Raw genomic sequence first — 23,715 nt, 5'->3', positions numbered from 1 at the left:
GCATCAGGCGGCCTTCTCGGCCTCGCTCACCCGGTCGGCCAGCGCCTTGAAGTTGCGCGCCGAGGCGAGGTGGAGGAAGGTGCACTCCAGCTCGTCGTTGCGGAACATCTGCATCACCGCCGCGTCGTCGAGTGCCTTCAGCTTGTCGCGGTCGACGCTGAAGAAACCCTGAAGCGTGCGCTTCTCGCCCTTGGGCGTGGTGTAATCGGCGCGCATGGGCTTGAGCAGCTCCAGCTCGGCCAGCCGCCGGGCATAGGCCTGGGTGCGCTGGTGCTGCGACTGGTACTCCTGCTGGAATTTCAGCACGTCCTTCAGGTAGTCCGAAGGCTGGCCCTCACCGTCGAACAGGGCCTCGCCCCTGCCCTTGGTGTTGAGGCAATCCGCCGTCTCGTCGAGGTGCAGGGTCTGGTTGCCGGCCTCGTCCTGCTGCGACAGCACGAAGGGGTAGCGGCGGATGTAGGCGGGGACATAGGCACCAAGCCAGGCGCCCTTCTTGCCCACCATCGCGTTGCGGGCGCCGTCGAGGCCGAGGATGACCGAGGGCACCGGGGCCTCAAGCGTGCCCGCGAAGACGATGGGGTATTCGGCGGCGCAGAGGGCGAATTCGGAGGCGGCGATGGGCACCGAATTGACCCCGGCGGCATAGCTGAAATCCCCGCCGAAGTTGATGCAGGTCTTGCCGTGTTTCGCCGGGTTCACCGCGACCGGGGTCTCATAGAACAACAGTTGCTTGGCCATATCCGCTCTCCTCGCCTCTTTGGTGCCTGCCTTGGTGTAACCGCTGGGGGCCGGGTTGCAAGGGGAGGGTGCACCGCGCGGTGGTGTGGCAGAGTGTTATCGGCCTTGCCCTAGCCTCACCCGGCAAGCGAACCGGCGGGCCGCGACGCCCCGCCGGCTCTTGTCGTTCAGCCAAACAGAGGGACCGACCATGAATGACCCGTTCAAGAACCGCACGCCGAGCCTTGCGGGCCCGGCAACCGATATCCTGCCGATCACCCCGTCCGATGGCACCGACCTCGCTGCCGTCTGCGTGTCGCTCTACGTGGAGACCGGCGGCAGCCTTTCGATCGTCACCCAGGGCGGGCAGACGCGCAGCGTGAGCGTGGGCGACAGGACGATCCTGCCCGTCGGAGTGCGCCGGGTGCGGGCGACCGGAACCACCGCGAGCGGCATCCACGGCTTCGTGGTGGCCTGAGCGGCGCTGGCCCGGCGGCGCGGAGGGTTGCGGTCTTCCGCGGCCCGCTGCCGCAAGCGGACGGCGCGGCGGCGCGGCCTTCAGAGGCCCTCCGCCAGGAACGCCGCATAGGTCGAGCGGATGCCGTCTTTCAGGCCGCGGGCCCTGTTCCAGCCCAACGCGTGCAGGCGGCTGCTGTCCATCAGCTTGCGCGGCGTGCCGTCGGGCCGGGAGGCGTCGAACACGAGATCTGCCTCGAAGCCCACCACCTCGGCGATGGTTTCGGCCAGCTCGCGGATCGACACCTCGGCGCCCGAGCCCACGTTGATGTGCTCGTAGCCGTCGTAGTGCCGGAGCAGGAACACCAGCGCATCGGCGAGGTCGTCACAGTGCAGGAATTCGCGCAGCGGCTTGCCCGACCCCCAGACCACGACCTGCCCCTCGCCGCGCGCCCGTGCCTCGTGAAACTTGCGCAACAGGGCGGGCAGAACGTGGCTCGAGTGCAGATCGTAGTTGTCGCCCGGACCGTAGAGATTGGTCGGCATCGCCGAGATCCACGCGCGGCCGAACTGCTTGCGATGGGCCTGAACCAGCTTGATGCCCGCGATCTTGGCGATGGCATACCATTCGTTGGTGGCCTCGAGCGGCCCGGTGAGCAGGCTGTCTTCGGTGATCGGCTGCGGCGCCATCCGCGGATAGATGCAGGACGAGCCGAGAAAGAGCAGCCGACCCACGTCGGCGGCATGGGCGGCGTGCAGGATATTGGCCTCGATCATCAGGTTCTCGTAAAGAAATTCCACCGGCCGGGTGTCGTTGGCGTGGATCCCGCCGACCTTGGCGGCGGCCAGCACGATGGCATCGGGCCGGGTGGCCTGCATCCAGTCGCCGACGGCGCGCTGGTCGAGCAGGTCCACCACCTCGCGGCCGGCGCGGATCACCTCGCAGTCCTCCTGCGCCAGGCGCCGCACCACGGCGCCGCCGACCATGCCCCGGTGGCCCGCCACCCAGATGCGCTTTCCGGTCAGATCGTAGGTCATGGGCACGGGTCCGTGGTTCTTGCGTTCGGCGCGATTTTGCAGCCGCAGCATCGCGCAGGCAACCGCCAAACCGGGTTTCGGCGGCGGAGCGCACGGTGCCATGGCACGGTGTTAACGGCCCCCGCCTAGGGTGTGCCCCAGACCGCCCGGCGCAACCGTGCCCCAGGGCGACCCAGGCCAGAAGAGGACGTCGCCATGACCGCACCGACCACCCCCCGCCCGCCCGCGCCGCAGCACGCCGCCGAGGGCCTTTGAGCCATGATCGGGTTCGACCTCAGCCTCACCCGCCTCGCCCTTGGCCGCACCGATGCCACGGCCTCTCCGGCCGAGCTTTCCGGCCTGCTCGCCTGGTACGACCCCTCCGACCTGTCGACGCTGTTTCAGGATGCGGCAGGCACCCTTCCTGTGACCTCGGCGGGCGACCCGGTGGGGCTGATGCAGGACAAGAGCGGCAACGGCCGGCACATGAGCCAGGCCAGTGCCGTGGCGCGGCCTCTCTACCAGACCGACGGCACGCTGCACTGGCTGGCCTTCAATGGCAGCAACGCAAGCCTCTCGGCGGCGGCCTTCGACTGGGGCGGCGCCCAGGCGCTGGTCATGCTTGCGATCACCAAGCTCACCGACACCAGCACCTGCTGCGTGCTGGAAACCTCGGCCAACTCCAACAGCCACGCGGGCACCCTGGCCGTCTTTGCCCCGAGCGCCCAGCACGGCGCCGGTGTGCTGGAGTTCCGGGTGCGCGGCAGCGGCGCGGGCGAAACGCTGAAGTCGCTCGGACACCCGGTGCCCGGCGCCTTCCTGCTCACCGGCCTCGCCGACCTCGCCGCGCAGACCGCGAGCCTGCGGGTCGATGGCGCGACGACGGCCGCAAGCGCCGCCGTGCCCTCGGGCGGAACCCTGGGCGCCCACGAGATCTTCCTGGGACGGAGGAACAACAGCAGCCTGCCGTTTCTCGGCCGGTTCCACGGCGGCGTCCTGGCCAACAGCCTCCCCGACCCCGCAACCCTCGACTCCCTGGAGACCTGGGGATCCTCCCGCCTCGGGGGGTGATCATCGAAGGTGTGGTGAGGTCACATCGTGCAAGGCCCCGAGGGGCGGCTGCCGCCCGGTGCCGGAAACCCTGTCTTGCAAGTGCTTGGGCCTATGCGCCGAGGGGACGGCAATTGCCACCGCGACAGCGATGCATATCCACTCCGCAAGGGTGAAGTTGCCTCCCCCTCCACTCAGTTGTGAGCGAAAGAGCGGCAAGACCAGGAGGCCCAGCAAGAGAACGTTCTGCACAGATCCGAAGGTCAGAAGCATGGACCGGAAATACATGAACATGAGGCTCGCCATAAATCCGATTGCTGTCAGCAGGCAAAGGTATCCGCCCTGCATCCACGCACCCAGAAAGATATTGTGGGCCTGGTGTGTTTTTGCGGAGCCGTGCTCGAATTCATACCCCGGCCCATAGCCGAGAAATGCCCGGTTGTTGATCTCATTGAGTGCGTACCCATACATGCCGACCCGGCCGTCTTCATCGAAACTGCCAAAGCGCTCCGACAGGATGGTGCCAATACCCCCCAGATCGGGTTGCAGAACAATGAACAGTGTAATCAGTATTAGACCCGCACCGAGAGTAAGTGCCGCAAAGCCTCTTGGGTGCCCCCTGAGCAGGGCAAGCCCGGCCGGGATCAGTGCGATCGCATAGGCAAGGATGAGCGACCGGCTGACACTGACGAGGATGATCAGGATTGAGAACATGGCTCCGGCAGCGGCAAGTCTTGAGCCACGGGACGCGGCCAGTGCCACAACTCCGCCAATGAAGATGAACCCGAGGGACGTGTGCCGCAATGCAACGCCCACGGCGTCCTCTGACGAGACACCCGGCGCATTGAACACATTTCGAAATATCATGAATTGAAGAAACGAGGGGTTGCCGGATTGAACCGCTGACCCGACCACAGCAAAGATGTTGATGCCGCGCAGTTGAAGCGTGATGCTGGCGACCGCAAAGAAAAGGACCGCAGAAAGCAGGCCACCTGTCATCACTGCGGACAACGCCTGCTGGCGGCCGATCCTCAACAGGGCAAAGAAGAACCCTGCCGATGCCAGAAAGTACACCAGCAATTTCATTACATAGATGAATCCGGTGCCGTTGTAGAACGCCGAGAGCAGCATCAGTGCGATATAGCACGAGTAAAACATCGCGAAGGGCGCCACGGATCGTATTTCGGCCCGCTCCACTCTTCGGGAGCCGGCGTGGAGCCAGCCGATAATCGCAAGGGCAAAGAACGGAATGTGGACGGGTTTCAGCGTGAGGCCAACGTCCGCAAGCGTGATCCACTGCAGAGGCCCGAGCGCCAAGGTCAGAACGATCAGGACCCGTATCATGGCGCGCGCTTTCCCGGCATTGGTGCGCCGTTCACATCTGCCGTCGCGGCATGAGCGCGGGGCGCCTCCGTTCCCAACCGCCGCTCCAGCTCGGCACGGGTGGCCGGGGTGAGGGGTTCGGTCAGGGGGGCGGTGGCCGGGAGCAGGAGGGTTTTCAGGCGGTCTCTCAGCCCGGTCGGCAGGTGGGGTTTGATCCGGTAGAGATAGAGATGCGAGTGGGCGATCCTCGACCAGGGCGATCCGGGCCGGACGATGCGCTTTCCGGCGGAGGCGTTGCGGTGGCTGGCCGGGGTGGCCCGGGGCGCGGCGACACCGAGAAAGCCGCAGACCGTCTGCAGGGTCTCGGCACGGCGGGCGATATACTCCTCGAAGCGGATCACCAGCACCTGCGCGGGCCCGAAGCTGGCGCGCCAGGGCGCGAGCTGCCAGTCGTAGCGGCTGTAGGCCACGTAGGTTTCGTCTGCCAGAACGGCATCGTTGAGCGGCCGGGTCTCGAGCCCCAGACCGTGCAGGTGGTGATACTGGCTGACGATCCGGCGGACCGGGTCGCGGGTGAGGTAGATGATGCGCAGCCCCGGCCCCAGCACCCGCGCCGCCCGCTCCGCCACGCCCTCGTGGGTCGGCCGCTTGGCATAGGCGGTGGAGGCCTCGCCGCAGAGCGCCCCCGCAGGCGCCGCTGCGAACCTGGCGGCATAGGCGGCGCGTCCCGCGGGCGTTTCGACATCCGGATCCGCCAGGTCTTCGGGTTCCTTCTCGGGCGGCAGGTAGAGGCCGGGCACCCGGCTCAGATCATCGTAGAGCGAGGTCGTGCCGGCCTTCATCGCGCCGATGATTAGGAAGCCAGGGAGCCTCATGGACGCACCGAAGGTGCGGTGACATCGTAGCCCAAGGGTGCGAGCTGCAATCCCGTCGCCGCTTCCAGACGGGCATTGGATGCGCCGTATCTGCCTTCACAGAAATGTGCCACTTTCGCAGCCAGCCGTTTTTTTAGCCAGCTGTCCAAGGGACGCAGCACCTCTGCGACGGGTCGCAACGCTCGAAAGATTGCCTCAGCCTTGGCGGTTTCGAACTCGAACAGGCCGCTGTCAGAGATCTGGTTCCTGGTGGCCACGTTGAAGTAACGCCGCAGTGCTTGGTAGGCCATCGGGCGGCTTCGGTTGACGTGTGTACGCAACAGATCCGGGTCGAAAGGAGCGACGTGACTACGCTCAGAATGAACATGGTCGTAAATCCGCGCCAAGGCGGTGGCGGGGTCTGATTTGAGCTGTTCAAAAGGCAGGAGCAGAACATTGCGTTCGCCGAAGAGCTCACGATAAAGCGCCAACAGGCTGTCATACTCGAGATAGTCGGGCCGAAAACCGGGCATGCGCAGAAGTCGTGGCTCACTTGGGGACAAGAACCGTCCGATCGGGAGAGAACTGCCGTCGCTGACGGTCTGCAGGTACATTGAGGCGATCATTGCGCGCTGCTCGCGCACTACCATCAGGATTCTGGCATCCGGAAAGGCCGCGCGGAGCCGACTTGCAATGCTGCGACGGTCAAAACCGCCAGACGACGGATAGCCCGAAAGGCGCTCGTGCGAAATGACCAGAACTCGTCCAGCCGCTGTTGCGGCGTCGCGGGCGCGGCGCAAGTCGTCAAGCGCATCACCGGGCGTAAGCTCCAGAGGACCCGGCAGAACAAAGGCATCGTGAATGAGCCGCCTGTCGCGCGTGGGCCGTTCGAAGCCGTGATCTTTCCGGCAGAACAGCCTTTCTTGAAGGAGCGAGGACGCTGTCTTGTGGAGACCGATATGAATAAGCACCTGTAGAGTCACTGACCATCCCTCTCAGCATATCTGCCGCTCCGGAGGATCACCGCGCAGCTCGTCAGCTGCATCAGGGTCAGGGCGATGATCGAGACGGCGGTGGCGATGGCGGCGCCGAGTCCGCCGTAGGGCGGGATGAGGGCAAGGTTTCCGCCGATGTTCAGCAGCAGGGCGGCAAGGGTCATCTTGCCGAAGGCCGCCTGGCGGCCGGTCATCAGCATCAGCGAGGTTGCCGGGATGTTCAGCGCCGCGCCGACCTGGGCGATGGCGAGCACCGACAGGATCGGCGCGGCCTCGACATAGGCCGCACCGAACACCAGCCGCATGATCTCGCCGTCGAAGACCACGAAGGCCAGGGCGCAGGGCAGGGTCCAGGCCGCGGCGAAGGCGAGGGAGCCGAAGAAGAGGCGCTTGCCACGGTCCACCTGGCCGGCGGCGAAGGCCTCGCTCAGACGCGCCGTGATGACGGTGGACAGGACGATGACGGGCGCCGCCTGCAGGTAGGTGATCCGCATCGCGGCCCCGTAGTGGCCCACGGCCGCCATCGTCGCCAGGGGGGCGATCATCAGAATGTCGGTGCGGTTCATCAACAGCCGGGCGGAGCTGCCGACGAGTGCGGGCAGGGCGGTGCGCATCCAACGTCCTAGGGTGTAGCGCGGCGCGGCGCGGCCGGTTTGGGGGGGCAAGCGGTGCAGCACCCACCATCCGCCCGCACCGACCGCGACGAGGCTCGCCAGAACGTAGAGCAAGGTCGCATCCTCGGCGTCGATCTGGCCGCCCAGAAAGGCCAGCAGCATCAGGGTCATCAGGCCGGCAGGCAGCAGCTCGTCGACCACGATCCCGCGCTGGGGCGTACGCAGGGCCGCAAGCAGGTTGCGGAAGAGGCTGCGGAAGGCCATCACCGGCAGCAGGAGCCCGCCGAGCAGAAGGCCGGTGTGCAGCGTGCTCTCAGGCCCCAGAACCAGGGCGAGTGCGGCACAGAGCAGCCCTCCCGTGAGCCCTGCAAGCAGCGTCACGCCGCCTGCGGCCCGCACCAGGCCGCGCAACAGGGGCCAATCTTCCGCCAGCCGATACTTCGGCACGAAGCGATTCATCAGGATCGGCCAACCGAGGCCAAAGAGGCGCCCTCCCACCAGGCCGACACCGAGTGCGAAGGTGAAAACGCCGAAGCCCTCCGGCGCCAGCATCCGCGCCGCCAGAACCGTCATGGCAAGCTGACCGATGCGGGAGGTCAGCGAGATGGCAAGCGATTGGAGCGCCATCTTGCCGGTGGTTGTTGCGGCCAGGTGCAAGACCCGCTTCATGCGCTGCCCTCCGAGTGGCGCACCTGTGCGGTCATCGCGTCGTGCAGGGTCCTGGCCTTCTGGCGGAGCGCCTGTACCTCGGGGCGATCCAGTGCACGGGCGGCTGCCGCGCGCACCGCTTCGGCGCCACGCGGCCCGTGCCCCGGGTGGCTGTCGGACCGGCCGCCGTCGCGCTTGAGCCGGGCCGCCTTTTCGTCCATCCGCGCGAAAACCGCTGCTCGGTCGTCACCGGAAGCGATCCGCGCCGGATCGACAGGCAACCCGTGTTGCCGTGCGAGCCGCTCGATCACCTCGGCCGGTCGTTCCGTCACGGTGGTGAAGCTGACCAGCGCGATGGCCTTGCCACAGAGCGGGCGGATGGCGTTGTAGAAGGTGATGTAGTCCCGGAAGGCGTCGCGGACGTCGAGGTTGTTGGCATAGAGCGTCAGGTACGAGCGGACCGCGCTGTCGGGGTCGCGGAAGAGCACGACGGTCGGAACCCCGAGCGCATGGGCGTGGCGCACATGGGCCGCCGCGTGGCTGTGATGCGCCAGGCGAAGGGGGCGGGTCGCGCAGTGGTGCGCCAGCGCTTCCATCCAGGTATTGCCGCTGCGCGGAAACCCTTCGATGACGAGGTCGGTCTCTGCGGTCACCACCGTGCCCGGCCTGGTGAACCGGCGGAGCGGGACGTAGAGCGAGGGGTGGAGAGACAGTCGCCGTCGGAGCAGGCGGGTGGGGCGCCAGGTGTTCGGTCCGGTGCCGCGGGTCGTCGTCATGGCGCCGTGACCTTTGCGACAAGGGCGGCGAGGCTGCGGTCGTCCTCGGCGCGGCGGCGGGAATAGAGCGCGCGGGCCGTGCGGGAGGCCTCGGCAAAGCGGGCCGGGTCGGCCCGCCAGGCTGCCGCCTGTGCCTCCGCGGCAGCCACGAAGCCAGCCTCGTCGAAAGTCCATCCGGTGCCCTCCAGCTGGTCGGGGATGCAGCCGCGCCGGGTGGCCAGCACCGGAACCCCTGCGGCGAGCGCCTCGTAGATCGTCAGCGGGAGGGCCTCGTTGGCGTAGAGCGAGGGGAAGAGCAGCAGGTCGATCTCGTCGAAGAATGCCCGCTTGGCGGCGCCGCCAACCGCGCCGGGGGCCCGCCGCCGGTCGGGCGCCTCGGCCACGAAGGCCGCGATCTCGGCGCGAAGGGCCGGGTCGGCGATGGGCCCGGCGATCACCGCCTTCACCGCCTCGCCCTCGGCCTCCAGGGCGCGCAGCGTGTCGATGAACAGGCCGATGCCCTTGTCGCGGGTGATGTTGCCCAGAAAGCCGATGGTCCGCAGTCTGTCGCGGGTCCGGCCCGGTGGCGCCTCGGCCACGAAGGCGGCGTTGCCCAGCACGTGAAACCGCGCCGCGCCATAGCGGGCGGCCAGCCCGTCGGACATGGGACGGCCCAGCACCACGTGCCGCACCCCCGTACCGAGGATCTTCAGCAACAGCGCCATCTTCCAGTCGCGCCTGCGGACATAGCTGAAGACATGGTGATGCAGCCAGACCTCCCGAAACCCGAGGCGCATCAGCGGGGCCTCGATGAGGTTGAGCCAGAGCCCCTTGCCCGCGTCCGGCACGAAATAGCAGCGCTGCCGCCCGCGCGACAGCGCACCGGCCCGAACCAGCGCCCCCAGCAGCCGCCAGTGCTTGGCCAACGTCCAGCGCCACCCTGTCAGCCCCCGGTCGTTCGTCACCCCCCAGATCCGCCCCCGCCCGGCCCGCACCACGGCCTCGCTCGTCGCGCGGGAGACGAGGGTCTGGCCGGTGACGGGCGGCGGGAGGATGACGATGCAGTTCACGCGGTGCTGCCCCATGTCACGCGCCGATGTCAGATTTGCGATCTCAACCATTCGATCTCCGCCTCCTGCTCGGAGCGAAGCAGATCGAGGTTCAGCGATACCAGTCGCTCCCGCAGGTCTCCGACGCGCAGGCGATCGAAGAGCGCCGAGCGGGGCGAGGGGGTGAACAGCATGGCCGGATGCCCGTAGGCCAGTGTTGCCACACAGGCATGAACCCGGTCGGACAGCGTGAACTCGGCATTGCCGTAGAGATTGATATAGGTCCAGGGTTCGTCGGATGCAGTGGCATTGGGCTGCCGGTAGATCTTGTGAGTCATGTGCGGAAAGAAGCGGTGTTCGGGACGGATGATCCTCATCCCGTCGAATTCCGCAGGCAGCCGTCGGCGGTCGAAGACATCGGCGAGATAACCCCTGATCTTGCCCTTGTGCGCATGCCTGTCGAGGAACTTGGGCACCGCGAGAAACAGGGTCCGCCCAGCGATCTCGACCTGCCGGGTGTTGAACTTCGGTCCGGGGTCCTCGGTCAGGATCTCCGGTTCGGGGTAGCGGTCGAAGTTCTTGGTGATGTAGCGAACGTCCTTGCGCACGGCGAAGGGCGCTACGCAGCGGTTGAGGAAGAAGCCGCTGTCGATACCGTTGTATTTGGGGACGGCCGGCAGCCAATCCTTCAGGATGTCGTAACTCCGCCCGTCGCGTGTGGAGATCAGGGCAGGCGGGTATTCTTCCAGAAAGGCCTTAACGGCCTGGATCTCACTGTCGCGGAACTTGAAGAAGGCCGAGGAGAGAAAGATTACCTTTGTGCCACGGTCGCGCAGGGCGCGAAAGGCGTTCTCCCAGCTCTGTCGCAGCCAGCCATTGAGCACGGGGCCTTGCAGAACGAGGTAGTCGATGTCGAGAGAGCTCACGAAGTCGACGTAGGTCTTGGGGTTGCCCTTGAACTTGTTGTGCAGCGTCCGGTAGTTCGGCTGGTCCTGGTAGAAGCCCACGGCGCCATCTCCGAATACCCGATCCAGCACGTATTTGCCGCCGAGATTGAAGAAGGCGTTGCCAACGTTCTGGGCCCATTGCCCGCCGACGAGGGCAACACGGGGTGGGGCCTTGAGGTCAGTCATCGCGTGCGAACTCCTTGGGCGGTGCGGGGGGTGGACCGGGCTTTCGCAGAAGCGCCCGCTGCCGGTGAGGGGCAGGTCAGACCGTGTGGAAGCGCCATCTCCTCACCCCTCCAGGCTGACCGGCAGTTCCAGCCCGTGGGCCTTCAGCAGGGCGGTTCGACGGGCGGATTTCAGGTCTTCGGAGACCATCTCGGTGCACATCTCCTGCGCCGTGATCTCCGGCACCCAGCCGAGTTTCTCCCGGGCCTTCTCCGGCGCGCCCAAGAGCGTTTCCACCTCGGCGGGGCGGAAGTAGCGCGGGTCGATGCGCATCACCACGTCGCCGGGCTTCACGGCCGGGGCCATGTTGTTGTCGACCTTCACCACCGTCGCCCTCTCTTCGACGCCCTCACCGGAGAACTCCAGCTCCATCGACAGCTCCGCCGCCGTCCACCGGATGAACTCGCGCACCGAATACTGCTTGCCGGTGGCGATCACGAAATCCTCGGCCTCATCCTGCTGCAGCATCATCCACTGCATCCGCACGTAGTCCTTTGCATGGCCCCAGTCGCGCAGGGCGTCGATGTTGCCCATGTAGAGGCAGGGCTCGAGGCCCATGGCGATGTTGGCAAGGCCTCGGGTGATCTTGCGGGTCACGAAGGTTTCGCCGCGGCGCGGGCTCTCGTGATTGAAGAGGATGCCGTTGCAGGCATAGATCCCGTAGCTCTCGCGGTAGTTCACCGTGATCCAGTAGGCATAGAGCTTGGCCACCGCGTAGGGCGAGCGGGGGTAGAAGGGCGTGGTCTCGCGCTGGGGCGTTTCCTGCACCAGCCCGTAGAGCTCGGAGGTGGAGGCCTGGTAGAAGCGGGCCTTCCTTTCCAGGCCCAGGAAGCGGATCGCCTCCAGAAGGCGCAGCGTGCCCATGGCATCCACATCGGCGGTGTATTCCGGCGCTTCGAAGCTCACCGCCACGTGGGACTGGGCGCCGAGGTTGTAGACCTCGTCGGGCTCGATATCGGCCAGCAGGCGGGTGAGGTTGGAGGTGTCGGTCAGGTCGCCGTAGTGCAGCTTCAGCCGCTGATGCTCGACATGGGGATCCTGGTAGATGTGATCGACCCGCTGGGTGTTGAAGAGCGATGCACGGCGCTTGATGCCATGCACCTCGTAGCCTTTTTCGAGCAGGAACTCGGCCAGGTAGGAGCCGTCCTGGCCGGTGATCCCGGTGATGAGGGCTTTCTTCATTCGCCAATTCTCCTCGTCTCGGGGCTCGGCAGGGGGGCGCTGTCTGACAGGTCGTGGAAGGCGTCTCGCAGGCGGGCGAGGATGGCCTGCATGTCCCACCTCTGGAGCGCGCGGGTGCGCGCCTCGCGGCCCAGCCGCGCGCGCCGGGCGGGGTCATCGAGCAGGGCGGAGAGCGCCTTTGCGGCGGCCTCTGCATCGCCGGGCGGCACGAGCACGCCCGCGCCTTCGACCTCCTCGGCCAATGCGGTTCCGGGCTCTGCCGTGGCCAGCACCGGGCGCCCGGAGGCCAGCATGTTGGTCAGCTTGGAGGGCAGCACCAGGTCGGCCGCCCCGGCGATCTGCGGCAGCAGGTGGACATCTGCCATGCCCAGCAGATCGCTCAGACGGTCGAGGGGCTGAAGCGGCAGGAAGCGGATGTTCGTCAGACCTTGCGACTGCTCCACCAGCGTTGCCCGCATCGGGCCGTCGCCACAGACGACGAAGGTCAGGTCGCTGCGGTCCGCGAGCTGCCGCGCGATCCGGGGAATGATGTCGAGCCCCTGCTTGTTGGCGAGGTTGCCCGAATAGAGCGCCACGTGGCGGGTGCCGATGCCGAGGTCGGCCTTCATCGGAGAGGGCGGCTCGAGCGGGGTGACCTTCTCGATATTGGCCCAGTTGCGCAGCTCGTACACCCGTGCCGCGTCGACCTGCTTGTCGCGCAGCCTGGCCAGCATCGGCCGCGAGATCGAACTGATCCTGTCGAACCGGCGCAGCACCCAGCGCTCGAAGGCCAGGGCGGCGCGGCCGGCCCGGCTGCCCTCGCGCAGGAGGCCGGTGGCGAAGGCGGCCTCGACCTCGAAGTCCTGGATGTGCATCCAGGCCTTGCCGCCCGCCGCGCGGGCCGCGATCCAGGCCACGGGCGCCGAGAGCATGGATGGCACGGCAACAAACGTGACGTCGGGCCGCCAGACCAGGCCGTGCCAGGCCGCAACGGGCAGCGCTGTGAGGGCGAAGCTGAGGTGATGCAGGATCCGCCGCGCGCCCGTGGGCCTGCGGGGCACGTAGAGCGGGCAGTGGACGATGCGCACCCCGTCCGGCGACAGGCGACGGCGCCACGTCGGGCCGCGCCAGCCTTCGAACACGCGCCAGGCCGGATAGTGCGGCTTGGCCGTGACCACCCGCACCTCGGCCCCGAATCGCGCCATCTGCTCGGCCATGCCGGTGGTGTAGACGCCGGTCGATATGATCTCCGGGTCGTAATTGATGCCCACCACCAGAATCTTCACCACAGCCTCATCGCACATTGCCCGGACCAGGGGTCGCCCCCGGCAACCTCCGCGCTCTGCGGCGTGCCTTCGGGGTGAACCGGGACTCAATCACAAGTAGTATTGCTGCATTGCAGCGCTTGCCAAGTGCAATCCTCTGCCCGCAAGGCAAGGATCCGCGCACCACAGGGCCGGACAGGTGAAGAGGCCGTCGACGACCGCCAGGCAATCCGACGGCCAGGGTCTTCTCAAAGCCTTGCCGTCAAGGGGTGGGAGATGCCGGGGAGAAGGATGGTGCCCGGGGGCGGAATCGAACCACCGACACGAGGATTTTCAATTTTCGTACTGGTTTGTGAGGGCTGGTCTAGGCAACTCGGAACGGATTGGAAAGTCGCCAAATTTTCGGGCCTTCTGGTGTGCCAATCATCGATCTGCGTCTGAACAATCCCGGAACTTTCCGGTAAGCATTACACACAAATTACACTCGGTCGTTCTCCACGGACTTGTTCTGTCCCGGATTGCAGCAGCGTCACCCATCGCGTGCCTGCCTCTGCGCTCGCTTGAAGAAGTGCCGCGTCGCTTGGTCTCGCGCGTCCTTGTCTGTCATGACGATGTTGCGCATCTCGTTGTCTTGCTGGAACGCCCTGACCATGCCTTGGAAGAACGCCTGCGAGAACGCGTTGTAGACCACATCTGCCGGGTTGTTTTTGACCATCTCGGTCATCTCTTCGTCCATGATATCGCGAGTGACCCGTTCGAAGCGCAGGAAGTCTTCACGCGAGAACTGGGTGCCATGCCGTTCATTGAACGAGTCGATGATCTCGGACAGCGATCTCTCTTCCTCCTCGGTGTATGGGTTTGCGCCGAACTCGGTGATCGGGTCGAGCGTTCGGGTCTCGCCCGCGTTCAACGAAGCGCTGCCTTCCTCGCCCTTCTGCAGCTTGAACGCGGACAGGTTCAACATGTCGTCGGTGATCTTGATATCGGCAGGCACATCGCGCGACGGCAGCAGGCGTGACAACCACGATGTGTAGGCGTAGAGTTTCTCTAACCACGTATCGTTGAGCGACAACACCTGCGCCACGAAGGCGTAGAACCGCTGGAAACTCTTCAGGAGTTGCCGGAACTCTTCCTGCTGTGCCTCGTCTTCGTCCAGGACAAACCGCTCCACCGCCTCGCGGACAATACCCTCCAACTTGAGGCGGTCTTGCGTCGTCAGATCGCCCTTGAAGAACTGGGCGGCGAACCGTTCGACTTCGTCTTTGTGGATGTAGGTCGAAGACGAAATGCGCTGTTCTAGATCATAGATTTGGTTCAGATCGGTGCGTTCTTCGAGTGCGGTCGCCTCGAAGAAGGGCGCGAACGCCTCTTTCACGTCTTCCATCGTATTCTGGAAGTCGAGAACGCAGGTTCGGATCTTGCCGGGATGCGTCCGGTTCAACCGAGCGAGCGTCTGCACTGCCTGCAACCCGGCAAGTTTCTTGTCCACATACATCGCGACGAGTTTCGGTTGGTCGAAACCGGTCTGGTATTTCTCGGCGACGACAAGGATCTGGAACTCGTCGGTGTCGAACTTCTTCGGCAGTTCGGTTTCGGCGAACCCGTTTGCGGTCGCCTCGGTCCAGACATTGCCATCGATGTTCAAATCGCCAGAGAACGCCACCAAAGCCTTCAGATCGGTGTATCCCTTGTCTGCGATGTAGCGGGTCAGTTGTTGCCAGTAACGCAGGGCATGTTCGCGACTCTGGGTCACGATCATCGCCTTCGCCTTGCCGCCCAGTTCCTCGGCAACGTGACGGCGGAAGTGTTCGACGATCACCTCAACCTTCTGATCGATGGCGGTCGGATGCAGCGAGGCATAACGCGCGACACGCGACTGTGCCTTGCGTCCCTTGAAGGCAGGGTCGTCTTCGATGGTCTTTTCAAGTTGGTAATATGCCTTGTAGGTCATGTAGTTCTGGAGCACGTCCAGAATGAACCCTTCCTCGATTGCCTGACGCATCGAATAGAGGTGGAACGGGTGCGGTTTGCCGTCTGCCCCGATGCGACCGAACCTTTCCAGCGTCACGTTTCGCGGTGTCGCAGTGAAGGCGAGGAACGAGATGTTCTTCTGCGGTCCACGCGCCTTCTGAAACGCGAGAACCATGTCCTCAATATCATCGGAACTGGTGGCATCGCGGGTCAGCGCATCGCTCATCGCCTGTGCCGCCTTGCCGGATTGGGACGAATGCGCCTCGTCGATGATCACCGCGAAGTTCCTGCCTCCCTGACCCGAGATCGTCGCAAGATGCTCGGTGCCGAACTTCTGGATCGTTGTGATGATGATCCGCGCGCCTTTCAGGATCGCGTCTTTCAGATCGCGGGACGTGCCATCGATCTTCTTCACCACGCCCTCGGTTTGGGCGAACCCGCCGATGGTGTTCTGCAACTGCCGGTCCAGCACCAAGCGATCGGTCACGATGATCGCCGTGTCGAAGAGCGGTTGGTCGTTCTCGTCATGCAGGTTGATGATCTGGTGGGCGGTCCAGGCGATTGTGTTCGACTTGCCCGACCCGGCACTGTGCTGGATCAGGTAGTTCTGTCCCGCGCCCTTGGATCGCGCATCCGACAGCAGTTTGCGCACGGCGTCGAACTGCTGAAACCGAGGGAAGATCAGCACCTCTTTGCCGCCTGAGCGTTCAAGGTGGATGAACCGTCCGATCAGATCTAAGAGCACCTCGCGCGAGAACACCGCCTTCGCCTCGGGCAGATCTTTGTAGAGATAGGCGACACGGTTCTCGCCCGTCACATCGGGGTTTCCGGCACCGCCGTCGCGTCCACGGTTGAAGGGCAGGAACCGCGTCTTGCCGTTCATCAGGCGCGTCGTCATCGACACATTGTCCTGATCCACCGCGAAATGGACGATGGCACCGCGTTTGAAGGTCAGCAGCGGTTCGCCAGCGGGAGATCGGTCTTGCCGATACTGCTGCTCGGCGTGTTTGACGTTCTGCCCGGTCAGCAAGTTCTTCACTTCAAGCGTCGCAACCGGGATGCCGTTGATGAAGGTCACCAGATCGATCGCGTTTTTGTTCTTTGCCGAATAGGTCACCTGGCGCATCACGGACAGGATGTTCGCTTCGTAGAGGCGTGTTAGATCGGGGTTCAGGTTCGACGCAGGTTTGAAGAAGCACAGTGCGAAGCGGATGTTCGGCACCAGTTTGATGCCCTCGCGCAGCACGACATGGGTCGGGTTGTCTTTCAGCGCCTTGTCGAGACGTTTCAAAACCTCCGCTTCGGCCTGCGCGCTGTAATGATCTTCCAGCACCTGCCACGCCTCGGGTTGCGTGTCTTTCAGAAAGCGGAACAGCAGTTCGGGGTCGAGCGCATGGGCCACGTCATAATGGGACGGGCGGTCGCGCTCGATGTATCCCTGTTCGCCGGTCAGGCAGGCGACGATATGCGCCTCAAAGACCTTTTCCTGATGAATGTCGGCAATGGTGTGGGTGTCGGTCATGCGAACAGATGCTCCAAGATCGCCCGCGCGTCGTCGATGGATTGAATACCGAGACGGGTGATCGGGCGGGTGTTGAAAACTTCAAAGGGTTTGAGATTACTGTTCGCGCCTTTTGACTTCTCGCCGGGTGAGGGGTCCTTGTCTCGCCACCCAGATCCCTTCCACACCTTCTTCGTGACCTTGACCGTGTCAGGAAGTTTTGGAGGTGCATTCATGCTGACGATCCAGAGGTTCACGATTTCATCGTGACCGAATTCGAGACCTATGGGGCGGCGTTTGTCGCGCGTTGTCCAGACAGTGAGGTGCTTTTGCTGGCTGGTCGCGGTCTTTGGCGGCACGGGATCGCAGTTGGCGTTGAGTTGGGCGCGGATGAACGCTTTGAGGTCGGCGATGGTGGGGTTGTGATCAGACATTTTTGTTCACGGCCTCAAACCACGTCAGTGCCGCCTCACCGTCTTTTCTTGAAACCGCATCGATTGTCCTGCTGTGTCGGATTCCGTTTCGGATTTCTGCAAGTTGATCGACCCGTTTTGATAGATCTTCTTTCGAATTGTAGATGCCGACGAATTCTTGCCAGTTCGCCTTCGCAAGGATGATATCCTTGAGTTCTTGCAGGTCGCAGAACTCAAGCATCCCGCCCATGGTCGCATAGTAGTCTTTGTCGAACGCGGGGTTCTTGCGCTGCGCTCGGTTCAGTCTTTGCCGAACCTTCTCCATCACATGTTGCGGGAACACGTCCTCCTGCGCGGACAGGGCGGTTTCGATCTTCGCGCGCAGTGACAGTTCGGCAATCTCGATACGTTCGTCCAGATCGCGGAGGTCTGGGGATAGGTCGAGTCGTTCTTTGATCAGCAGAGACTCAATCGCCTCGACGCAGGTTCTTTGGCGTTCGTTGATGAACTCTTCGAAGTCCGACGCCGAAAAGCCCTCTCTCATTAGAATGTCGAAGGCAGCAGGCGAAATCAGGTGACTCTCCAAGATCGCACGAACACGACTTTCCCCGTTCTTGGCGATCAGTTCCGGCAAGTAGGCGTTAGGCAATTTATCCCGGATCACATGTCGGTTCGTCTCATCGAGCAAGGGCGTTCGGTTTAGGATCGAATGCACCGATCGATCTTGCAGATTGGCATCGCCCCAAGACGCTGGAACGATGTGATGATCATCCAGCAGTTCGTTCTCAGGGATGTTGCCCGTGATCCAGTCGCGCGCACCGTTCAACACAAGCAGGTTGAAGATGCCGTTGTAGATCGACGACCCGTATTTGGTCTCACGACGCAGTTCGAGGTTCTTGAACCGGGTCTTGAACTCTTGAATCAGTGGCGGTTCCTTGCTGTCGTCATCGATCCACGATTTCACGTTCTGGAAGTCACGCGCTGCCGTTGACTCGACTGATCCAGAATATCGTGACGTGAAGATCGCCGCCCAATACCAAAACCGGACCTTGCGTTGACCGTCGAGGCGTCTGTCTGCCGGCAATGTGCGGACATGTTCCTGCAACGACGAGAACGCGGGAAGGATCGACACGTAGGGCAGATACTTTGACGATGTGACACCAAACTCTTGCGGATGGCGCAGCATCTTGATCGCGCGCTCCAACGCCGTCACGGACGTGTCCCACAGCGCGACGAACTCATCGGTAGTGTGAACCAGCACCTCTTTCTCGGTCTTCCCATCTGGGGTGCGGATCGTCTTTTGGTGCCCCGGCATGAGATAATACAGATACTTGGGTGAGCAGTATGCCTGCTTCAGGATCGACATGACCTGCAAGATGTAGACGTTCAGTTTCGAACTATCGACGAACTCCAGACGCCCGCGCGCCTTGCGCCACATGAACTTGAGTTGCAGGTCGCGAGGTTTCAGCAAGGCGTTGAGCAGGTCGAACACGTCCAACCGCACGCCCTTGCTGTTGATCTGGGTGAAGATATCGCAGATTTTGTCCAACCCCAGATCCTTGTCGAGTTCGATGTAGGACAACTGGTATTGCTCGGTCAGACTTTTGAGTTCTTCGCCAAACTTCTCGGCGTTGTCGGCATGAACTTGGAACAGCTCGGCGTCTTCATCGTTGCCCAGTTCTCGCGCCTCGGCAGTCTTTTCCTGCCAATGCTTCATATATCCCTGAACCCAAGTCGGCATCGCCCACCCGCCAGCGCCGATCACAGAAAGCGGAAAGATGTGCTCTTCGTACTGGATCGATGGATCTTGGGTCAGTTTCTCAAGACGTTTGGTCTTCCAGTCGTAACTGAACGCGTCGTCGTATTCTTCACGCATGAACCGGTCGACGCGGATGAAGTAGATCGCGCGGTTGGCACGGTCTGGCAGAGGCACATCAGGCGCGACACAGGCATAGTAGAGAGCGGTCAGGCGCTGCTGTCCGTCGAGAACGATGTGTTCGGATGATCCAGCGCCGGTGTGACCATAGATCGGTTCGCAAGCGAGGGCGTCGAAGTTCTCTTCCTTGCCTTTCCACAGCAGCAGACTGCCGACGTAGTAGTCGAGGAAGATTGACCGCATCAGATCCGAGATATCCCAAGGTTTCCACTCGAACTCACGCTGAAAGTCTGGGACGACAAAACGACCCTCTTTGAGACGCGACAGCAAGTTGTTCAGGGTGAACTGGTTGGGTTTTTGGGCGTCTCTCATGAGGTCAACTCGTTGCAATACAGAATGGAAATCACGCGCCCATCTCCTCTTGGATGGCGTCGAGGCGGCGGTCGGGGGTGCCGGATTTGGTGTAGGTCGTCACGTCGATCTGACCCGTGACAGCGGCGGTGATCAGGGCGGAGCGGTATTCTTTGAGCAACGCTGACGCCTGTTCATTCTTCGCCAGAAGCGCGTTCTCACGTTCTGTTCGACGACGAAGTTCTGCGAGGATGGCGAATTGTTCATCGCGCGGCGGCACGGGTAGCCGCATATCCAAAAAGGCATCGGGATAGATACGAAGACGCGAGGAATGGATGCCCTTGCTACGCCTCGTTACTTCGGCGACGAACGGTTTTGAACGCAGCATCAAATCCAGATAGTCGCGATCAAATGCATCCGAAGTTGGGCGGTAGACACCATATGATGGACTGATGATGCCGTGATGGGAACTGACGCCCATAGCGCCCATCCAACCCCACATCGTGTTGATCACAATGTCGCCGGGATGAACGATCTTGTATCCCTTATTGCTCTCGGCGAGAAACATGTTCACGTCTTTTTCGGCACGCGTTGTGACGCCTGTAATGTGCGACACGGTTAGGAGTTCCTCAGACCCATCCACGCTTTTTTCGATCCGTTCGCGGAAATAAATCTTTGCCCTTTCGCTTTTCCAATTCTCAGGGCGCGCGTCGGTCCAGTCGTTCCGTGTCGTATCCAACTTCTCGGAACTTTCGCCGCAGATCATCGTCGCCACCAGCGAGTCCCGTGCTTCTGCAACGAGGGAGGCGAACTTCTCACGTTTCTCGATCAGCAGGCCTATTCTTGCGGTCTCACGGTCCAGAAAGTTGGCAATCTGGCGTTGGGTCGCGAGGTCGGGGATAGGCACTTGGATCCTTCCAAGAGCACCCATTCCGATGTTCTGCTGAGTTCCCCACGACCAATTTATAGCAATCGCGTATTGAACGATCTGACTGCGGATCGTGTGCAGCACAAAGCGACTGTCCATCGACGATTTCGAGCGGATAACTGCAAGCGGCGACCAAATATTAAAGTCTGCATTTTCGCCAACCATCGCTGACTTGCCGGTCGTCGCACCAGATTTCACAACATAAATGTCGCCAGTCTCAGGGGAATACTTGCGCGAGTAACGGCGATTGTCTGCCTCAGAGATGAACCCCCGCCGCCGGGCAAAGTCGATCTTACCATCCTGTATCGCCTCAGCGGAGATGAATATGACGCCTTCATCAAGAAAGTCGGGTGTCTCGTGGGGACCATCTGTGATCGGCGTTGAGACGATCTTTTTGATCGGCAGTACCTGCCAGTCGCTTGGAAGACCCGATGCCCAAGCTGGTTTGGCGAACCGCGAACTGTCGGTACTCACTGGCCCACCTCCTGAACTTGTCCTGCTTTCCAAATCGGCTGTTGTTCCCAACCTTCGGGGAACCCCATCGCTTGCGGATTGGCAAAAGCACACTCTGCCATCAGCAGGAGGACCCGGTCGCACCACGTTGTCCCCGGTGCAACGATCCGCAGCATCTGATCCAGTGTCACCAAGGTGTTGTGGATGTTTCGGGAGTCCGCCCCCTTCATCGCGATGGCCAGCCGCGCCGGGTAGCGCGGGACGATCATCTGAATCGTAAACCGTCGGTTCCACAGCCGCCCGTGGTGGGCGCAGATGTTGCGGACATGGCTCATGTGGTGCGCGAAAGAGGTCAGCACCTTTTCGTCCAGCCCTAGCGGCTTGGCGATGGCCTGACGCTCCGCCCGGGATTTCAGCCCGCCGTAGAACTTGGACAGCAAACCAAAGGACATAAGCTCTGCCGCCATCCAGACGGGCGGCAAGGTGGGGTCGGTGTATTTCGTGCGGTAATGCTCTGCAAAGGTGTCCCGCGAGCGGTCGAACTCTTTGGTCAGACTGTCCACCATCGACGCATGGTGGCGCACTTTCGAATAGTGCTGCTGGTCCAAGTATCCGTGCGGCCCGTGCGACATGGCCATGTGATGCGCCCAGGAGGCACGGATCGCCACCTCGACCCGCTCAACAGCGTCCATGACCAAAAGGCGGAGCTGTCGGTCGAAGACATAGAGCGACAGCACATCGTCAAATGACGTGTCATCCTTGAAGCAATGCGCATCGCCTTGCTTTGCGCCCTCAAACGGAAGCCAGTAGGCGCGCAGCCGGTAGTAGGAGATATGTTGGAGGTAATGCCGCGCGCGCACCTCGTCCGGCACGGTCATGCCGCGCTGTTTCAACAGGTCGAGCTGGTCATCTACGGATATAGCGGGTTTGGCAAACTTCATATTTTGCCCACCCCAAAAACAAGTAACCCGCCGGGGTGCGCAGTACAAAGCCGAAGCTCTGCCCGAGGCGTGGCGGGTCTTGTTGACCCAGTAGGTATGCCAAGGAACATAGAGAAACAAGAAGGAACCGCGAGGAACAGGCAAAAAATCACTCGACCACCTCCTGCAACAGACCTGCGATCTCGGCTTCCAGCGCCTTCAACTCGGCGTCGATTTCTTCGAGCTGTCTTGGGGGCACGTATTTGTAGAAGTAGCGGTTGAAGTTGATTTCATAGCCCACACGCCCCACACCGCCGTCCGTCGCGTCGGTGTGGGTTTCATCCACCCAAGCGTCAGGAACAAAGGGCAAAACCTCGCGCTGCACATAGGCGCGCCAGTCCTCGCCCAAGGGCACCAGTTCGTGATCGCGCAGATCGGTGTCGGGTTCGGGATTGCCCTTTTTGTCGGTGCAGACCTCGGCATCTTCGTCGCGTTCCGACAATGCGGACAGGATTGCCTTGCGCACCGGCGCACCGATCTTGACGCCGCTGCTGCGAAGGGCGGCGGAGAACGCCTTGTCGAAGTCGTCGCGACAGGCCCAGCGCTCATCGCCGGGCAAGTGATCCTGCAAGGCGTCCAGAACGCGGGTCTGGTCGTCTGCGTCAAGTTTCTGGAACGGTTTCGCCTCGCGCAGCGCTTCCAACGCCTCGGGCGTCACCGCAAAGGCGAGTTTCAGCGGGCGTTCGACGCGGATTTCGCGGTAGCCGAAGCCGGTCGTGTTGAAGATTTTCGACACATCCTCCCAGCCCGAATTGCCGTTCAGCATGTCGTGGTAGATGCGCGCGATCTCTTCGGTGCCATCTTCGGGGATTTCCCGACGCTTGGACCCAAGGGATTTCCGCATGGATTTCCAGAAGCGTTCCCCACTGGCATCGATCAGTTGCACCTTGCCACGCCGCGCCGTGTCCTTGCGGTTGGTAAGCAGCCAGACATAGGTCTGAATGCCGGTGTTGTAGAAAAGGTCGGTCGGCAGCGCGATAATCGCCTCGACCCAGTCGTTTTCCAGCATCCAGCGCCGGATCTCGCTTTCGCCTGACCCGGCCCCGCCGGTGAACAGCGGCGAGCCGTTCATGACAATGCCAATGCGCGAGCCTTGTTCGTCATTGCGCATCTTGGAGATCATGTGTTGCAGGAACAGGAGCTGCCCGTCAGAGATGCGGGGCAGACCCGCGCCGAAACGACCGGACATGCCCTGCTCTGCTGCCTCGTCCTTGATCGGGTCGGCGTATTTCTTCCAGTCCACGCCGTAGGGAGGATTGGACAGCATGTAGTGGAAGCGTTTGTTGGCGTGGGCGTCTTGGGTCAGCGTGTTTCCGAAGGCGATGTTCTCGGGGTTATGCCCGGTCACCAGCATGTCGGACTTACAGATTGCGAAAGACTCCGGGTTGAGTTCCTGCCCGAAGAGTTCGACGCGGATGCGGTCGTTCAGCGCCTTCATCTCCATCTCGGCGATGGACAGCATCCCGCCCGTGCCCGCGGCGGGGTCATAGACTTGGCGGATGACACCCGACCCGGTCAACGCGTCCTTATCGTTGATCAGCAGCAGCGAGACGATCAGGCGAATGACCTCGCGCGGGGTGTAGTGTTCGCCCGCGGTCTCGTTCGAGATTTCCGAGAACCGGCGGATCAGGTCTTCGAACAGATACCCCATCTCAAGGTTCGAGATGGCGTTCGGGTGCAGGTCGATCTGGGTGAACTTGTCGAACACTTGATAGAGCAGACCGGCGTCGTTCAGCCGCTTGAGTTGGTCGGTGAACAGGAATTTGTCGAGGAAGATGTCGCGGACGTTGCCCGAGAACTTGGTGATGTAGTCGATCAGGTTCTTGTGGATGTCCTTGGCGTCCTGCCCCTTGAGCGATGCGAAGGTGAAGCGGGACAGGTTGTAGAGGCGGATGTCTTGACCGACGACACCTGAGAGCAGGGAGTCGCGGGCATCGTCGTCCATGTCGTCGGGCAGGTTGCCTGCCATGTCGAGGACGGCGGGTTGGGTCTCTTCAAGGATGCAGTCGAGTCGGCGCAGCACGACAAAGGGCAGGATGACCTTGCCATACTCGGACTGCTTGAAGTCGCCGCGAAGAAGTTCAGCGATGGACCAGACGAACGACTCGAGTGACTTGATATCCGTGCTCATGGAAACTGCTCTGCCCCGACTTTCTCTAATTTCTG

At 62.7% G+C, this 23,715-nt stretch carries 19 protein-coding genes; 2 read left to right on the top strand and 17 right to left on the bottom strand.

All coding sequences use genetic code 11. From position 1 onward, the window contains the following. Positions 1–3: 3 nt before the first annotated feature. Positions 4–738 (bottom strand): SapC family protein, encoded by a 735-nt coding sequence (locus tag BUR94_RS14055; protein ID WP_074256821.1) that lies wholly within the window; start codon positions 736–738, stop codon positions 4–6. 190 nt (positions 739–928) lie between these two features. On the opposite strand from BUR94_RS14055, the gene BUR94_RS14050 reads away from it, so the two are divergent. After that, positions 929–1,195 (top strand): spike base protein, RCAP_Rcc01079 family, encoded by a 267-nt coding sequence (locus tag BUR94_RS14050; protein WP_074256820.1) that lies wholly within the window; start codon positions 929–931, stop codon positions 1,193–1,195. A gap of 80 nt (positions 1,196–1,275) precedes the next feature. Here BUR94_RS14050 and fcl read toward each other — a convergent pair whose 3' ends face one another. After that, on the bottom strand, positions 1,276–2,211 hold the full coding sequence (gene fcl / locus BUR94_RS14045; protein ID WP_074257737.1) for a GDP-L-fucose synthase: 936 nt from the start codon (positions 2,209–2,211) through the stop codon (positions 1,276–1,278). Between the two features lie 258 nt (positions 2,212–2,469). Between fcl and BUR94_RS14040 the strand changes: the two genes are divergently transcribed. Continuing rightward, a complete protein-coding gene (locus BUR94_RS14040; RefSeq protein ID WP_074256819.1) occupies positions 2,470–3,261 on the top strand; it encodes a hypothetical protein in 792 nt (263 codons plus the stop codon). Here the strand turns inward: BUR94_RS14040 and BUR94_RS14035 are convergent, their stop codons facing one another. From BUR94_RS14035 to BUR94_RS13965, 15 genes are all read right to left on the bottom strand, one after another. After that, positions 3,262–4,584, bottom strand: a complete 1,323-nt coding sequence (locus tag BUR94_RS14035) for an O-antigen ligase family protein (RefSeq protein WP_074256818.1) — start codon at positions 4,582–4,584, stop codon at positions 3,262–3,264. It lies immediately after the preceding gene. Further along, positions 4,581–5,438 carry a sulfotransferase family protein gene (locus BUR94_RS14030; RefSeq protein WP_084193047.1) on the bottom strand — a complete coding sequence of 286 codons (858 nt, stop codon included), beginning with the start codon at positions 5,436–5,438 and terminating at the stop codon, positions 4,581–4,583. Before BUR94_RS14030 ends, BUR94_RS14035 begins: the two co-directional genes overlap by 4 nt. Continuing rightward, positions 5,435–6,388: a sulfotransferase gene (locus BUR94_RS14025; protein ID WP_139301287.1), complete on the bottom strand. Its 954-nt coding sequence runs from the start codon at positions 6,386–6,388 to the stop codon at positions 5,435–5,437. Before BUR94_RS14025 ends, BUR94_RS14030 begins: the two co-directional genes overlap by 4 nt. An 8-nt stretch (positions 6,389–6,396) precedes the next feature. Next, on the bottom strand, positions 6,397–7,695 hold the full coding sequence (locus BUR94_RS14020) for an oligosaccharide flippase family protein (RefSeq protein ID WP_074256815.1): 1,299 nt from the start codon (positions 7,693–7,695) through the stop codon (positions 6,397–6,399). After that, positions 7,692–8,450, bottom strand: a complete 759-nt coding sequence (locus BUR94_RS14015) for a hypothetical protein (protein ID WP_074256814.1) — start codon at positions 8,448–8,450, stop codon at positions 7,692–7,694. Before BUR94_RS14015 ends, BUR94_RS14020 begins: the two co-directional genes overlap by 4 nt. Beyond that, on the bottom strand, positions 8,447–9,550 hold the full coding sequence (locus BUR94_RS14010; RefSeq protein ID WP_084193045.1) for a glycosyltransferase family 4 protein: 1,104 nt from the start codon (positions 9,548–9,550) through the stop codon (positions 8,447–8,449). Before BUR94_RS14010 ends, BUR94_RS14015 begins: the two co-directional genes overlap by 4 nt. Beyond that, positions 9,529–10,611 carry a polysaccharide pyruvyl transferase family protein gene (locus BUR94_RS14005; protein WP_074256812.1) on the bottom strand — a complete coding sequence of 361 codons (1,083 nt, stop codon included), beginning with the start codon at positions 10,609–10,611 and terminating at the stop codon, positions 9,529–9,531. The genes BUR94_RS14010 and BUR94_RS14005 overlap by 22 nt, the downstream gene beginning before the upstream one ends. Positions 10,612–10,713: 102 nt before the next feature. Continuing rightward, positions 10,714–11,832: a GDP-mannose 4,6-dehydratase gene (gene gmd, locus BUR94_RS14000; RefSeq protein ID WP_074256811.1), complete on the bottom strand. Its 1,119-nt coding sequence runs from the start codon at positions 11,830–11,832 to the stop codon at positions 10,714–10,716. Beyond that, positions 11,829–13,097: a WcaI family glycosyltransferase gene (locus tag BUR94_RS13995; RefSeq protein WP_245794470.1), complete on the bottom strand. Its 1,269-nt coding sequence runs from the start codon at positions 13,095–13,097 to the stop codon at positions 11,829–11,831. The genes gmd and BUR94_RS13995 overlap by 4 nt, the downstream gene beginning before the upstream one ends. Positions 13,098–13,605: 508 nt before the next feature. After that, positions 13,606–16,569 (bottom strand): type I restriction endonuclease subunit R, encoded by a 2,964-nt coding sequence (locus tag BUR94_RS13990; protein ID WP_074256809.1) that lies wholly within the window; start codon positions 16,567–16,569, stop codon positions 13,606–13,608. Continuing rightward, a complete protein-coding gene (locus BUR94_RS13985) occupies positions 16,566–16,982 on the bottom strand; it encodes a hypothetical protein (RefSeq protein ID WP_074256808.1) in 417 nt (138 codons plus the stop codon). Before BUR94_RS13985 ends, BUR94_RS13990 begins: the two co-directional genes overlap by 4 nt. Continuing rightward, the gene (locus tag BUR94_RS13980; RefSeq protein WP_074257736.1) at positions 16,975–19,209 is read right to left on the bottom strand and encodes a GmrSD restriction endonuclease domain-containing protein; all 2,235 of its coding nucleotides are present in this window, start codon (positions 19,207–19,209) and stop codon (positions 16,975–16,977) included. Before BUR94_RS13980 ends, BUR94_RS13985 begins: the two co-directional genes overlap by 8 nt. A 31-nt stretch (positions 19,210–19,240) precedes the next feature. Next, a complete protein-coding gene (locus tag BUR94_RS13975) occupies positions 19,241–20,590 on the bottom strand; it encodes a restriction endonuclease subunit S (protein WP_074256807.1) in 1,350 nt (449 codons plus the stop codon). Further along, positions 20,587–21,510 (bottom strand): Abi family protein, encoded by a 924-nt coding sequence (locus BUR94_RS13970; protein WP_074256806.1) that lies wholly within the window; start codon positions 21,508–21,510, stop codon positions 20,587–20,589. Before BUR94_RS13970 ends, BUR94_RS13975 begins: the two co-directional genes overlap by 4 nt. Positions 21,511–21,658: 148 nt before the next feature. Then, complete coding sequence (locus BUR94_RS13965) at positions 21,659–23,680, bottom strand: type I restriction-modification system subunit M (RefSeq protein WP_074256805.1); 2,022 nt, start codon at positions 23,678–23,680, stop codon at positions 21,659–21,661. Positions 23,681–23,715 lie beyond the last annotated feature (35 nt).

Origin of the sequence: Vannielia litorea (assembly GCF_900142295.1) — a bacterium.
Taxonomy (GTDB): Bacteria; Pseudomonadota; Alphaproteobacteria; order Rhodobacterales; family Rhodobacteraceae; genus Vannielia; species Vannielia litorea.
This window is presented reverse-complemented; position numbering and strand designations above follow the sequence as displayed.